Origin of the sequence: Azospirillum sp. SYSU D00513 (genome assembly GCF_017356015.1) — a bacterium.
In the GTDB taxonomy this organism is placed as follows: Bacteria; Pseudomonadota; Alphaproteobacteria; order Azospirillales; family Azospirillaceae; genus Azospirillum.
In genome coordinates, this window is the sequence record NZ_JAFIQV010000064.1 from 15847 (window position 1) to 29665 (window position 13819).

General features: G+C 69.2%; 15 protein-coding genes. 4 read left to right on the forward strand and 11 right to left on the reverse strand.

Features of this window, described 5'->3' with window-relative positions; genetic code table 11:
• Positions 1–87: 87 nt before the first annotated feature.
• Complete coding sequence (ahcY, locus tag JUB11_RS29665) at positions 88–1386, forward strand: adenosylhomocysteinase (protein ID WP_207462414.1); 1299 nt, start codon at positions 88–90, stop codon at positions 1384–1386.
• Positions 1387–1617: 231 nt separating this feature from the next.
• On the opposite strand, the gene JUB11_RS29670 is transcribed toward ahcY, so the two are convergent.
• From JUB11_RS29670 to JUB11_RS29695, 6 genes are all read right to left on the reverse strand, one after another.
• A complete protein-coding gene (locus JUB11_RS29670; RefSeq protein WP_207462415.1) occupies positions 1618–2064 on the reverse strand; it encodes a hypothetical protein in 447 nt (148 codons plus the stop codon).
• Between the two features lie 14 nt (positions 2065–2078).
• Complete coding sequence (locus tag JUB11_RS29675) at positions 2079–2672, reverse strand: hypothetical protein (RefSeq protein WP_247887422.1); 594 nt, start codon at positions 2670–2672, stop codon at positions 2079–2081.
• Positions 2673–2789: 117 nt separating this feature from the next.
• The gene (locus tag JUB11_RS29680; RefSeq protein ID WP_207462416.1) at positions 2790–3728 is read right to left on the reverse strand and encodes an Hsp33 family molecular chaperone HslO; all 939 of its coding nucleotides are present in this window, start codon (positions 3726–3728) and stop codon (positions 2790–2792) included.
• Between the two features lie 13 nt (positions 3729–3741).
• Entirely contained in the window at positions 3742–4704 is a 963-nt protein-coding gene (gene argF, locus JUB11_RS29685; RefSeq protein ID WP_207462417.1) for an ornithine carbamoyltransferase, read from the reverse strand.
• Positions 4701–5858 (reverse strand): aspartate aminotransferase family protein, encoded by a 1158-nt coding sequence (locus JUB11_RS29690; protein ID WP_207462429.1) that lies wholly within the window; start codon positions 5856–5858, stop codon positions 4701–4703. The genes argF and JUB11_RS29690 overlap by 4 nt, the downstream gene beginning before the upstream one ends.
• A 133-nt stretch (positions 5859–5991) precedes the next feature.
• A complete protein-coding gene (locus JUB11_RS29695; RefSeq protein ID WP_207462418.1) occupies positions 5992–6795 on the reverse strand; it encodes an ABC transporter permease in 804 nt (267 codons plus the stop codon).
• Between the two features lie 92 nt (positions 6796–6887).
• Here JUB11_RS29695 and JUB11_RS29700 point away from each other — a divergent pair, with 92 nt between their 5' ends.
• Positions 6888–7475: a RecX family transcriptional regulator gene (locus tag JUB11_RS29700; RefSeq protein WP_207462419.1), complete on the forward strand. Its 588-nt coding sequence runs from the start codon at positions 6888–6890 to the stop codon at positions 7473–7475.
• Between the two features lie 265 nt (positions 7476–7740).
• The gene (locus JUB11_RS29705) at positions 7741–7995 is read left to right on the forward strand and encodes a hypothetical protein (RefSeq protein ID WP_207462420.1); all 255 of its coding nucleotides are present in this window, start codon (positions 7741–7743) and stop codon (positions 7993–7995) included.
• Positions 7996–8131: 136 nt separating this feature from the next.
• Here JUB11_RS29705 and rpmB read toward each other — a convergent pair whose 3' ends face one another.
• The 5 genes from rpmB to JUB11_RS29730 form a co-directional block, all read right to left on the reverse strand.
• Positions 8132–8431 (reverse strand): 50S ribosomal protein L28, encoded by a 300-nt coding sequence (gene rpmB / locus JUB11_RS29710; protein WP_207462421.1) that lies wholly within the window; start codon positions 8429–8431, stop codon positions 8132–8134.
• 181 nt (positions 8432–8612) lie between these two features.
• A complete protein-coding gene (locus JUB11_RS29715; protein WP_207462422.1) occupies positions 8613–9449 on the reverse strand; it encodes a hypothetical protein in 837 nt (278 codons plus the stop codon).
• Between the two features lie 160 nt (positions 9450–9609).
• Positions 9610–10632, reverse strand: a complete 1023-nt coding sequence (meaB, locus tag JUB11_RS29720) for a methylmalonyl Co-A mutase-associated GTPase MeaB (RefSeq protein ID WP_207462423.1) — start codon at positions 10630–10632, stop codon at positions 9610–9612.
• A 9-nt stretch (positions 10633–10641) separates the two neighbouring features.
• Entirely contained in the window at positions 10642–11223 is a 582-nt protein-coding gene (locus JUB11_RS29725) for a biliverdin-producing heme oxygenase (RefSeq protein ID WP_207462424.1), read from the reverse strand.
• A gap of 273 nt (positions 11224–11496) precedes the next feature.
• The gene (locus JUB11_RS29730) at positions 11497–13335 is read right to left on the reverse strand and encodes an ABC transporter ATP-binding protein/permease (protein ID WP_207462425.1); all 1839 of its coding nucleotides are present in this window, start codon (positions 13333–13335) and stop codon (positions 11497–11499) included.
• 222 nt (positions 13336–13557) lie between these two features.
• Here JUB11_RS29730 and JUB11_RS29735 point away from each other — a divergent pair, with 222 nt between their 5' ends.
• A complete protein-coding gene (locus JUB11_RS29735) occupies positions 13558–13722 on the forward strand; it encodes a hypothetical protein (protein ID WP_207462426.1) in 165 nt (54 codons plus the stop codon).
• The last annotated feature ends 97 nt before the right edge of the window (positions 13723–13819 follow it).

The window sequence follows — 13819 nt, forward strand, 5'->3', positions numbered from 1 at the left end:
CCAAGGGGTGCTGCTGCTACACCCTGACGCCAAGGCGGGCGGCCATGGGGCTCCCTGCCACATCTTCGTTCGTCAGGAGACAGCCACATGGCCGCCAGCTTCACCGACTATAAGGTCAAGGACTTCAGCCTCGCCGATTGGGGCCGCAAGGAAATCGCCATCGCCGAGACGGAGATGCCCGGCCTGATGGCGCTGCGCGACGAGTATGGCGACTCCAAGCCGCTGAAGGGCGCCCGCATCGTCGGCTGCCTGCACATGACGATCCAGACCGCCGTGCTGATGGAGACGCTGGTGGCCCTGGGCGCCACCGTGCGCTGGTCGTCCTGCAACATCTTCTCGACCCAGGACCACGCCGCGGCGGCCATGGCGGCGGCCGGCATCCCCACCTTCGCCTGGAAGGGCGAGACGGAGGAGGAGTTCTGGTGGTGCATCGAGCAGACCCTGCGCGGGCCGGACGGCTGGACCCCGAACATGGTCCTGGACGACGGCGGCGACGTCACCCAGATCCTGCACGACAAGTATCCCGAGATGCTGAAGGACATCCGCGGCATCTCCGAGGAGACGACGACCGGCGTGCACCGCCTGTATGAGATGATGAAGGCCGGCAAGCTGCTGGTGCCCGCCATCAACGTCAACGACAGCGTCACCAAGTCGAAGTTCGACAACCTGTACGGCTGCCGCGAGTCGCTGGTGGACGGCATCAAGCGCGCCACCGACGTGATGATGGCCGGCAAGGTCGCCGTCGTCGCCGGCTACGGCGACGTGGGCAAGGGCTCGGCCGCCTCGCTGCGCTCGCAGGGTGCGCGCGTCATGGTGACGGAGATCGACCCGATCAACGCGCTCCAGGCCGCCATGGAAGGCTACCAGGTGGTCACGATGGACGAGGCCGCCCCGCTGGGCGACATCTTCGTCACCGCCACCGGCAACGTGGACGTCATCACGCTGGACCACATGCGCCAGATGAAGGACCGCGCCATCGTCTGCAACATCGGCCACTTCGACAGCGAGATCCAGATCGACGCCCTGCGCAACCTCAAGTGGGAAGAGGTCAAGCCGCAGGTCGATGAGGTCGTCTTCCCCGACGGCAAGCGCCTGATCGTGCTGGCCCAGGGCCGCCTCGTGAACCTCGGCTGCGCCACCGGCCACCCGAGCTTCGTGATGTCCGCCTCCTTCACCAACCAGGTGCTGGCGCAGATCGAGCTGTGGACCAACGCCGACAAGTACGAGCGCAAGGTCTACGTCCTGCCGAAGCACCTGGACGAGAAGGTCGCCCGCCTGCATCTCGACAAGATCGGCGCCAAGCTGACCACCCTGACCCCGAAGCAGTCCGAGTACATCGGCGTGCCGGCCCAGGGTCCGTTCAAGCCGGACCACTATCGTTATTGATTGATGACGTTGGACGCTCCACGTCCAACGTCCCCTCAGACGCCGGGCGCGGCTGTCGGGTTTGGTTGGCCGGCCGCTTGGCTTCGCGGTCACGTGACCGCGGGCCGCAGTCGCGGCCTCCAACGGCCTTTCGGCCGTTGGTTTCAGAGTCGTTGTTCCGAGGGACGCGTCATGAAAAAGGAAAGGCCGCCCGTTTGGGCGGCCTTTTCTGCTTTCGGAACGGACCGCCGCTCAGCGGCTGCGGAACAGCGTTCCTTCGGCGTAGGTCCAGGCGGACTTGGTGCCGGTAGCCTTGCCGGGCATGGAGACGGTCAGCATCCCCTCCTCCACCGCGACCTCCAGCTCCTCGCTGCAGCTGCCGAAGGGGAAGGAGACCGACGGCGTCTCCGTCCCGAGGTCGAGGATGCGGTAGGAGACCGGGCAGGACGCGTCGGCGCTGGTCTGGCGCAGCAGCAGGAGCCAGCGCTGCTTCGCGTTGTAGACGTTCACGAGCCCGACCGCCTGGCTCCGGCGCTCGTCCAGGACGGTCTTCTCGTTGACCGTCACCCGGATCGCCTGGGGGGCGTCCTCGACGATCTGGACGAGGGAATCGCCGACGGCGGCGGACAGGCGGACCTCCGCTGCCGTGGCCGGGAGGGCGGCGAGGAGGAGGGCGGCGGCGATGGCGGGCGTCTTCATGGCCGGGCTCCGGTTCAGCGGCGGACCATCGGCGCCAGATCCTTGCGGATGCCGGCGTCGAGGCGGGCGTTCAGCCCCTGGATCAGGCGGTTGGTGATCTGCAGGAAGGTGGCTTCCCGGTCGGCGAGCGAAATGTTCTCCGGCACCGTGATCGAGTAGGTCTCGGTCGCCTGGGTCCGGCCACGGAAAAAGGCCTCGCCGGGGATCTCGCCCGTGATCTCGACGTCCAGCCGGCCGTCGTAGCGCTGGGCCTGCTGGTTGGTGAAATAGCCCTGCACGCCACCGGTCTTCGGCAGGGGCACCTCGATGATGCTGGCGTCGCGGATGATGACGCGCACGCGGCCGGGGCCGCCCGCCGCCTGGAGCCGTTCCGACGCCCAGCGGCGCACCGCCTCGGCCGGCGTCACGGGCGAGCGCTGCTCCACATTGTTGCCGCCCGCCGCGCGCACGCCTTCCACCACGTCGACGCTGCCGGCGTTCAGCACGATGGGGCCGAAGCTGGAGAAATCGGCGGGGCGCGTCGCCGGGCGCGGCGGGGTGCTCTGGCAGGCGGACAGCGCGAGCGCGGCAAGGCCGGCGGCGAGAACAAGGCGGCGGGACGGCATCATCGCTCCGGGTGAAAAGGAAAAAGGCGCGGCACTATAGCCGCGCCCTTTCCCGGGACCAAGCGATAGGAAAAGGCCCCCGCCCTGCCCTCCGGAGGGGCATCGGCGGGGGCGCCGGCCTCACTTCCCCGCGTAGACGCGGTCGAGTTCGGCCTCGTCGAACGCGTAGGTGGTCGAGCAGAACTGGCAGGTGACCTCGACGTTCTTGTCGTCCACCTTCAGCTCCTCGACCTCCGCGCGCGGCAGGCTGGCGAGCATGTCCGACACCCGCTCGCGCGAGCAGCGGCAGCCGAAGCGCAGCGCCGTCGGCGCCCAGGCCCGCAGCCCGTCCTCGTGGAACAGCCGGTGAAGGAGCGTCTGGGCCGGCAGGGCCGGGTCCAGCAGCTCGTCGCCCGTGGCGGTGGACAGCAGGACCATGGCGCGGCGCCAGTCGTCCTCCCGCGTGTCGGACGGCGGCAGGTGCGAGTTCGGGTCTTCCGGCAGGCGCTGGACCATGATGCCGCCGGCCCGCCAGGCGCCCGTTTCGCTGTCCTTGTCCGCCACCACCGTCAGGCCGGTGTCGATCTGCTCGGACTGGCGGAAATAGTGCTGGACGCAGTCGGCCAGCGTCTTGCCATACAGCTCGACGATGCCCTGGTAGCGGTCGGTGTCCTGGCCCTGGTCCACCGTGAAGGCGATGTAGCCCTTGCCCAGCAGGGCTGCGGCCGGGGCGATGTCCACGTCCCGCTCGGCCTTGCGCACCGCCTCCTCGTCGAACTGCGCGTAGCAGCGCAGGTCGCCGACGGAGGTGACGTCCGCCACCATCAGCCGGATCGGCCCGTCGCCCTTGGTCTGGAGGGTGAAGATGCCCTCGTACTTCAGCATGCTGGACAGCAGGACGGCGAGTGCGGCCGTTTCCGCCAGCAGGCGGGCGACCGAGTCCGGGTAGGCGTGGCGCTTCAGGATGTCGTCCAGCGCCGGGCCGACCTTGACCATGCGGCCGCGCAGCTGCGAGGCCTCGATCTGGAACGGGACGAAATAATCGTCGGACAGCGGCTGGACGGAAGGGTCGTTGCTCATGCGGTGTCTTCTTTTAGGCTCCCAGGCACCAGGCGAGGATGGCCTTCTGGGCGTGGAGGCGGTTCTCCGCCTCGTCCCAGACCACGGAATGGACGCCGTCGATCACGCCGTCGGTCACTTCCTCCCCGCGGTGGGCGGGCAGGCAGTGCATGAACAGCGCGTCGCCCTTGGCGAGGCTCATCAGACGCTCGTTCACCTGATAAGGGGCGAGGAGCCTGTGGCGGTTGTCCACATCCGTGTGGTTCATCGACACCCAGGTGTCGGTGACCACCAGATCGGCGCCGCGCACCGCCTCCTCAGGGCTGTCGGTGCAAACCACACGGCCCGTCCGCTCGCCCGCGGCCCACTCCAGCAGAGCCGGAGAGGGGCCGAGCGAGGCCGGGCAGGCCATGCGCAGTTCGAAGTCGAATCGCACCGCCGCGTGCGCCAGGCTGACGGCGACGTTGTTGGCGTCGCCGCTCCAGGCCACCACCCGTCCGGCTATGGACCCGCGATGCTCCTCGTATGTAAGGATATCGGCCATGATTTGACAGGGGTGGGACTGGTCCGTTAGCCCGTTGATGATCGGGATGCTGGCATGCGCGGCAAGCTCGTGCACCCGCTCCTCGCCCGTGGTGCGGACCATGACGGCGTCCACGTAGCGCGACAGCACGCGCGCCGTGTCGCCGATGGTCTCGCCATGGCCGAGCTGCATGTCGTCCATCTTCAGCACCACCACCTCGCCGCCGAGTTGGCGCGTGCCGACCTCGAAGGACACGCGGGTGCGGGTGGAGGGCTTCTCGAAGATCATCGCCAGCGTGCGGTTGTCGAGCAGGCGGCGGTAGGCGCCGGGATCGCGCTTGATGGCGCGGGCGCTGTCGAGGATGCCGCGCAGCGTGGCGGTGTCGAGCCGGTCGATGTCGAGGAAATGGCGGACGGCCCCGGCGCCCCGGATGGGCTTGGCGGTCTTGTCGCCCTGAAGGGTGCCGGCACTCATGCTGCGAACTCCCGCGCGGTCTTGTCGAGGATGGCCACGGCCTCCTCGATGTGCGCGTCCTCGATGTTGAGCGGCGGCAGGAGCCGCACGACGTTGTCACCCGCCGGGACGATCAGCATCCCGTTGCCGCGCGCCTTGGCGACGACGTCCAGGTTGGCGGGGGCGCATTTCAGCCCGAGCAGCAGGCCGTGGCCGCGCAGTTCGGTGAAGACCGCCGGGTGGCGGTCGATCAGGCCGCGCAGGGCCGCCTGGAGGCGGTCGCCCGTGCGCTGGACCCCGTCCAGGAAGCCCGGCGCCAGGACGACGTCGAGCACGGCGTTGCCCACCGCCATGGCGAGCGGGTTGCCGCCGTAGGTCGAGCCGTGCGTGCCCGCGGTCATGCCGGAGGCCGCCTTCTCCGTGGCGAGCAGCGCGCCGAGCGGGAAGCCGCCGCCGATGCCCTTGGCCACGGTCATGACGTCCGGCGTGACGCCCGCCCACTCATGGGCGAACAGCTTGCCGGTGCGGCCCATGCCGCTCTGGATCTCGTCCAGGAAGAACAGCAGCCCATGCTCGTCGCAGAGCGCGCGCAGGCCCCGCAGGAACTCCGCCGAGGCGGAGCGGATGCCGCCCTCGCCCTGGATCGGCTCGATGGCGATGGCCGCCGTCTCGTCCGTGATGGCGGCGCGGACGGCGTCCAGGTCGCCGAAGGGGACGATGTCGAAGCCCGGCAGCAGCGGGCCGAAGCCCTTCACCATCTTCTCCTGGTTCGAGGCCGAGATGGCGCCCGTGGAGCGGCCGTGGAAGGCCTGCTCGAAGGTGATGATGCGGTGACGCTTCGTGTTCCCCGCCTCGTAATGGTACTTGCGGACGAGCTTCACCCCCAGCTCCCACGCCTCCGTGCCGGAGTTGCAGAAGAACATGGTGTCGGCGAAGGTCGCCTCGGCCAGCCGGCGGCCCAGCGTCTCCTGCCCCTCGACGCGGAACAGGTTGGAGGTGTGCCAGAGCTTCTTCGCCTGCTCGGTCAGGGCGTTCACGAGATGCGGATGCGCGTGGCCGAGCGCGTTGACCGCGATACCGGCGGTGAAGTCCAGGAATCGTCGCCCGTCGGTCGCGTAGATGTACGGACCTTCGCCCCGCTCGAACACGACGTCGATGCGGGAGTATGTGGGCATAACGACCGGAATCACGGCAAAAGCCTCCTGAAAACGCGAAAGCCCGGCGGACACCCCTGCCCGCCGGGAGCGGCAACTATCCGGGGATTGCCCAGGCCTGTCAACGGAATGGGCGATCCCGGATGCGGGGATTCTACGCCTTAAGCTTGTAGCCCGTCTTGAGCATGCGCCAGGCGAGCCACCAGAGGGCGGCGTTGATGCCCAGCATCACCAGCACCCCCACCCCGAGCGTGCCGTCGGAATGGCCGATGAAGCCGTAGCGGAAGCCGTCGATCATGTAGAAGAACGGATCGAAATGGGCGATCCACCAGAAGACCGGCGGCAGGCTCTCCACCGAATAGAAGGTGCCCGACAGGAAGGAGAGCGGCGTCACCACGAAGTTCGTGACGGCGGCGATGTGGTCGAACTTCTCCGACCAGATGCCGCCGATCAGCCCGACCAGCGACAGCAGCATCGAGGCCATCACCGCGTGGAACAGCACGTAGCCGGGATGGGCGATCTGCACCGGCACGAACAGCCACATCACGAGCCCCGTCACCAGCCCCACGCACAGGCCGCGCGTCACCCCGCCCATGACGAAGGCCGTCGCCAGCTCCAGCGGCGCCAGCGGCGGCATGAGGATGTCCACGATGTTCCCCTGCACCTTGGAGATCACCACCGACGAGGAGGTGTTGGCGAAGGCGTTCTGCGCGATGCCCATCATGATCAGGCCGGGTGCGAGGAACTGGAGATAGGGCACATCCCCGACGCTGCGCCCGCCCGCCCCCAGCGCCAGCGAGAACACCGCGTAATAGAGAAGCGTGGTCACGACGGGGGCCGCGATGGTCTGCTGGTAGACCTTGAGGAACCGCCAGACCTCGCGGGCGTAGAGAGTCCAGAGCCCGACCCAGTTGACGGAGCCGACGGCGCGGGGCATGGGAGGAAGGGGATGGGTCATCGCATCGCACATCGAGGGACAGGGGCGGGGGATCGGGCGGGACTGTAGAGCCACCGCCCAACACCGGCAACAGCCCGTACAGGGAGACAGCCATGAGCGGCGAAGGTTCTGACCGGGGCACCAGCAACCGGAAACCGTACGAGCGCAAGCCACCCCGGCTGGTCACCGCGCAGTATCTGGAGAACGCCGCCCTCCATTACCTGGAGCGCTTCGCCAGTTCGGAGGCGAACCTGCGCCGCGTTCTGATGCGCAAGGTGGACCGCTCCGTCCAGGCCCACGGCACGGAGCGCGAGGAAGGCGCGCGCTGGGTCGAGGAGCTGATCGCGCGTTACCGCCGCAGCGGCCTGCTGAACGACGAGACCTACGCGCGCATGCGGGCCGAAAGCCTGCACCGGCGCGGCACCTCGACCCGCGCCATCCGCGAGAAGCTGGTCGCCAAGGGCATCGACCGCGAGGGGGCCGCCCGCGCGCTGGAGTCATTGGACGAGGACGTCGAGGGCGACCTGAACCTGACCGCCGCCCTGGCGCTGGCCCGCCGCCGCCGCCTCGGCCCCTACCGCCTCCCCGAAGCCCGCCCCGCCCACCGCGACAAGGACCTCGCCGCCCTCGGCCGCGCCGGCTTCTCCTACGACATCGCGCGGCGCGTGGTGGACGCCCAGGACCCGGACTCGGTGGAGTGACGGGTGGGGGGTGGTGTATGTTGGAGATGGTTGACTGTTCTCTCTCCACTGCGGGAGAGGGAAATGTGTGCGCTTTCGAATACGGAAACAAATTCCGCAGAAATATACTTTCCGTCATCCCCGCGAAAGCGGGGATCCAGAACTGCCCATCGTGTGCTGTTCTGGTGAACTCTGGACCCCCGCTTTCGCGAGGGTGACGGTTAGGTTGTTGTTTTCTCTACGAATGCTGCATGGCATACGCATCGTTCGAAGCAGGAGCGGCCACATGGACCTGTCCATTGAAAATCTTGACCGAATGAGTCCGGAGGAAGAGCGCCAGTTCATGGAGCGCTTCGACGCCATGCTCGCCGAAGAGGACGATTCAGCGGCGCGGGAGCATCTGGCGGCCGGGCAGCCGATCTATTACCGGGAGCAGGACACACCACCCGGTCACGTCATCAAGAAACACTCGGACGGCCGAAAGGACTTGGTCGATTTCTCGACCGGCGAGGAGCGCTTCGTCGCACCGCTCCCCGTATGACGCGTCCCCGGCTCCGGGCCAACCCCCAAAAGACGAAAGGCACGCGGAGCCTTGCCGGCTCGGCGTGCCACTCTCAACCGGGAGTCGGAGTCGTCCTGGGATGGCCGGGGGCGGCGGGCGCCCCCGTCAACCTCAATCAGGCAGCAGCCTGCTGGCCCTGAACCTTCTTGGCGATGCGGCGCTTCAGGCGGCGCGCCTCGAGGCTCAGAACGGCGTCCTTGGCGTCGAGCAGGAAGGCGTCGAGGCCGCCCTTGTGCTCGATCGTGCGGATCGCGTTGGTGGAGAGACGCAGGCGAACGAGCTGGCCCAACGCATCGCTCAGCACGGACGTTTCCTGCAGGTTCGGCTGGAAACGGCGGCGCGACTTGTTGTTGGCGTGGCTGACGTTGTTGCCAAACTGCGTGCCCTTGCCGGTCACGGAGCACACACGTGCCATCGGACTATTCCTTTACTTTGACAAGATGAACCCGGTTCCGGGCAGCAACCCGCCCGAGGAGGCGGCTGTATAAGCGATCCGGCACGGTCGCGTCAAGGAAGGATCGCCACGGGAGAGGATTACGCCCGGAAAGAATCGCCGGGCGTGTGCCGCGCCCGGCGTTCCGGCTCCTCTCCCGGCCTCACTGCGCCGGCGCGCCCATGGGCGGAACGGGCTTGCGGCGCGGGGCGGCCGTCCCGTTCGAGGCGGGCTGCGCCGCCGCCTTGGAGGGCTGGACCGGTGCCGCCTGCGTCGGAACGGGCGCCTTGGCGACCGCGGGAACGACGGTGGGGGCCGGAGCGGCTTCCGGGGCCACGACGGGCGCGATCTCGGGCGCCGGGGCCGGCGCCGCCGCCAGCGGCACCACGGCGGTCAGATCGGTATCGGGCACATGGACCGGCACCGTCTTGTCCGTGGCCTCGTCCTTGGGGGCGGCGTCTTTCGGAGCGGGGACCGGGGTGGCGGCCTTCGGAGCGGCTGCCGGAGCAGCGGCCGCAGGCGCCGCAGCCATGGGTGCGGCCGCCACGGACGCCGCGACGGGTGCCGCCGCCTTGGCGGCCTCGTCCACCGCCGCGCGGGCCGCGCCGAAGGATCCCACCTCCGGTGCCGGGAGCTTGGGCAGCCCCATTTCGGCGGAGAGCCTGGAGGAGATCTCCATGAAGGTCTGCCACTGCTCCATGGCGAGCGCCTGGGAGCGGTTCATCCATTCATGGTTCAGGGCGGCGAGGTCCGACACGTTGGCGACGCCGGACAGCCCGCTGACGAAGCGGGTGCCATTCTCCACCCCGGCGGCCATCCCGTCGAGCCAGTGCCGGTATCCGTCCTGGAGCACGCCGGCCACGCGGGTGGCGCGCGACGCGGAGGATTCCGCGATGGTCCGGGCGGCCTGCATGGCCTGGGGAGCGGCATTGCCCTGGGCGGCTTCGCCCTTGGCGGCAAGGCCAGCCATGCCGAAAAGGCCTAGGAAATTGGGGGTCATTCTCAGGTCTCCCGCTGAAGGCGGCCCGAGCGCCGCCGGCTTGATGCTGACGAATCCGAGATTATCCACAGGAGCGGGGCGGCACAAAAGGGAATTTCCGCAGTGCAGCAAGCCCATTCGGATAGGTGACCGCCCGGCGCTACCCGTTCAGCCACCCTGTTCAGGCCTTGCGGTCCGGCGCACGTCCGAGGAAGCGGTCCAGCAGCGCGCGGGCGGCGGCCGCCGGGACGGCCTCGCCGGCGCCGACGCTGGCCTCCACCGCCGGCAGGTCGGCGCGCAGGCCGGGGTGGGTGCGGAAGGCCTCCAGCAGGCTTTCCCGGATCTCGCTCCACAGCCATGCACGCGCCTGCTCCGCCCGCCGGCGGGCGCGGGCGCCGGACCGCTCCATCAGGGCGCGGTGCTCGCCGATGGTGGCCCAGACCCGGTCGATGCCCTGCTTGCCGATGGCCGAGCAGCTCAGAACCGGCACGATCCAGTCGGCCTCGTGGCGCAGCAGCATCAGCGCGTGGCGGTAGTCGGCGACCGTGTGGCGCGCCGTGGCGGCGAGGTCGCCGTCGGCCTTGTTGACGACCAGCAGGTCGGCCAGCTCGACGATGCCCTTCTTGATGCCCTGCAGCTCGTCCCCGCCGCCTGGCAGCAGCAGCAGCAGGAACAGGTCCACCATGTCGGCGACCGCCGTCTCCGACTGCCCGACCCCGACCGTCTCCACCACGATCACGTCGAAACCGGCCGCCTCGCAGACCAGCATCGCCTCGCGCGTGCGGCGCGCCACCCCGCCCAGCGTGGAGCCGGCGGGCGAGGGGCGGATGAAGGCGGCCGGCTCGCGCGACAGATCCACCATGCGGGTCTTGTCGCCGAGGATCGAGCCGCCGGTGCGCTGCGAGGAGGGGTCGATGGCGAGCACCGCGACCTTGTGCCCCAGCCCGATGACGTGCAGCCCGAAAGCCTCGATGAAGGTGGACTTGCCGACCCCCGGCACCCCGCTGATGCCCACACGCACCGAGTTCCCGCTGTAGGGCAGCAGAGCCTGGAGCAGGGCGTCGGCCCGCGCGCGGTGGTCGGGCCGCGTCGATTCGATCAGGGTGATGGCGCGGGCCAGCGCGCGCCGGTCGCCCCGGCGCACGGCCTCGGCCAGGGAAAGGACGGAATTGTCGGGCGCCGGGGGCGGCGGGGGCGTCGTCATGCGGACAGGCTAGCGCGCCGGGACGCCCTCATAAAGGGCGGGATCGCGCTCCAGCCGGGCGAGCCAGCGCTCCAGGGCCGCGAAGAGCCCGACCGCCGTGCCGCGCGCCAGCGCGCGCTCCTCCGGTGTCGCGATCTCCGCCTCCAGCCGGGCCAGCAGGACCTTCCACTGCGCCTGGGCGTCCACCCCGGCGGAGGCCAGGAAACGCGCGCCGCGCGCGGCGTCGAAGCCCAGCGCGCGGGTGATGTTGGGCAGCATGGCCCGCCCGCCATGGGCCGAGCCGTCCAGCACGTAGCGCGCGGCCAGCCGCGCCGGTTCGGCCTCCAGCGCCGGCAGTTCGTCCGCCACCGGCAGCCGGTCGGGATCGAGCCCGAGGTCGGCGAGATCGGCGCGCAGCAGCGCCACGCGCTCCCCCTGCCCGCCCATGCGGGCCTCCGCCGGGGCGTGGAAGCCGTGCAGCGCCACCAGCGCGGTGCGGTACTGCTCCGCCGTGACGGTCGGCTCGACCAAGGGGCGCAGGAGTGCGGCCCGGTCCAGCCGGTCGTGGATCTCCTGCGTCGCTTCGCGCAGTTCCTGGCGTACGGGACCCATGGGCGTGTCTCTTTCGTCTTTTGTCAGGTCGGCGCCTGTTCGGCGTTATGGTATGCTGTTGGAAGAAACCACTTTTCCGTCACCCCCGCGAAAGCGGGGGTCCAGGGCTCTTCCACAGGGTCCGTTCTGCGGACGTCTGGATCCCCGCTTTCGCGGGGATGACGGAAACATCCATTTCTTTCAGTAAGTCGATGCCTCGCGAAACCTGTTCATTCCGCATCGCCTACGCGGAAATGACGTATGAATTGCGCCCGGAGTTTGGAAGCCCCTCGGTCAGGTCGGCGCCAGGACGCCCGGGACGGGTTCCGGACCCTGGATGGATTCCTGCTGGCGCGCCCACAGGGCGGCGTAGGCGCCGCCCTGCGACAGGAGGTCGGCGTGGCGGCCGCGCTCGATGATCTGGCCGGCCTCCAGCACCAGGATCTCGTCGGCGTCGATGACCGTGGACAGGCGGTGCGCGATCACCAGCGTGGTGCGGCCGCGGCTGACCTCGCGCAGGTTGGCCTGGATCTCTCGCTCGGTGTGGGTGTCGAGCGCGGAGGTCGCCTCGTCGAACAGCAGGATGGCGGGGTTCTTCAGGATGGTGCGGGCGATGGCGACGCGCTGCTTCTCGCCGCCCGACAGCTTCAGCCCGCGCTCGCCCACCATGGACTGGTAGCCGTCGGGAAGCCCCAGGACGAAGTCGTGGATGTGGGCCAGCCGGGCAGCCCGCTCCACTTCCTCCGGCCCGGCGCCGGGGCGGCCATAGGCGATGTTGTAGGCGATGGTGTCGTTGAACAGCACGGTGTCCTGCGGGACGATGCCCAGCGCCGCGCGCAGGCTCGCCTGCTGCACCTCGCGGATGTCCTGCCCGTCGATCAGCACCCTCCCCTCGTTGATGTCGTAGAAGCGGAAGAGCAGGCGGCTGATCGTCGACTTTCCGGCGCCGGACGGGCCGACGATGGCCACCGTCTTGCCGGCGGGCACCGTGAAGCTGACGCCCTTCAGGATCGGGCGGCGCGGGTCGTAGCCGAAGCGCACGTCCTCGAACCGGACCTCGCCCCCCTGCACGGCGAGCGGCGGCGCGTCCGGCCGGTCGGCCACCTCGCGGTCCACGCCGAGCAGCGCCACCATCGATTCGATGTCCAGCACCGACTGCTTGATCTCGCGGTAGACGACGCCGAAGAAGTTCAGGGGCTGGTAGAGCTGGAGCAGGTAGGTGTTCACCAGCACGAAGTCGCCGAGCGTCATGGTGCCGCGCGCGATGCCGCCCGCCGCCATGCCCATGATCACCGCCAGACCGACGGAGATGATCGCCGACTGGCCGATGTTCAGCAGCGACAGGCTCTGCTGGCTGCGCACCGCCGCGACCTCGTAGGACTGGAGCGCCTGGTCGTAGCGCCGGGCCTCGTGCGCCTCGTTGCCGAAATACTTGACGGTCTCGTAGTTCAGGATGCTGTCGATGGCCTTGGTGTTGGCCTTGTTGTCGGTGTCGTTCATGATCCGGCGGAGCTTCAGCCGCCATTCCGACACCAGGAAGGTGTAGACGATGTAGCCGAAGACGGTGACGAAGGTTGCCACGGCGTACCAGACGCCGAACATCCGCCAGAGGATGATGCAGACCAGCGCGATCTCCACCAGCGTCGGCACGATGGAGAAGAGCGTGTAGCGCAGCAGCGCCTCGATGGCCCGCGTGCCGCGCTCCAGGGAGCGGGTCAGCCCGCCGGTCTGGCGTTCCAGGTGGAAGCGCAGGCTGAGCGCGTGCAGGTGCTGGAAGACCGACAGCGCGACCTTGCGGATGGTGCGCTGGGCGACCCGCGCGAAGACGGCGTCGCGCAGCTCCGCGAAGACCAGCGACAGCACGCGCGACAGGCCGTAGGCGACGATCAGCGCCAGCGGAATGGTGACCGCCAGCCCCGCCTCCGACGGGGCCAGCGCGTCCACCGCCTCCTTGTAGAAGAGTGGCACGTAGATGTTCGCCACCTTGGCGGCGATCAGCAGCGCCACCGCCACCACGACACGCACCCGCATGCCCACCGCGTCGCGCGGCCAGAGATAGGGCAGGAGCGAGCGGATGACGCTCGCCTCCCCCAATTGCGGAATCGGGGGAGCGGAGGATTGTCGTCTGGTCATGGCCTGATGGGAAAGACTGGCGGAGAGTGCCTTAACCTAGGCGCCCCGCCCGCCGCCGGAAAGGGCCGATCCGGCATGGCGGGCATGGCCGGGCCGGCGCTGCGGCGCCGGGCGGCCCTTTTTTGTCCCGGCCAGCCCCGGCGTCCTTAACGGATCGCTGGCGAAGGCCATGGTTCAATGGCCATGTTCCAGCTCGCTCCATCCGCATCCGGAGAACCGACCATGCGCCGCCTGATCCGCCTTCTCCCCGCCGCCGCCCTGCTGGCCTTCGGCCTGTCCGCCTGCGGCGTGGTCAGCGGCGCCGCCAGCGTGGCGGGCACGGCCGTCAGCCTCGCCGGCACGGCGGTCGAGACGACCGTCGACGTCGTGACCTACCCCGTCCGCTGAACCGGCTTCATCGGGATAGGGGGCGATCCTGGTGGACCGCACCCCTCCCACACCACCCGGCATGCGGGTCCGCACCGGGCGGTTCGAAGGATTGAGG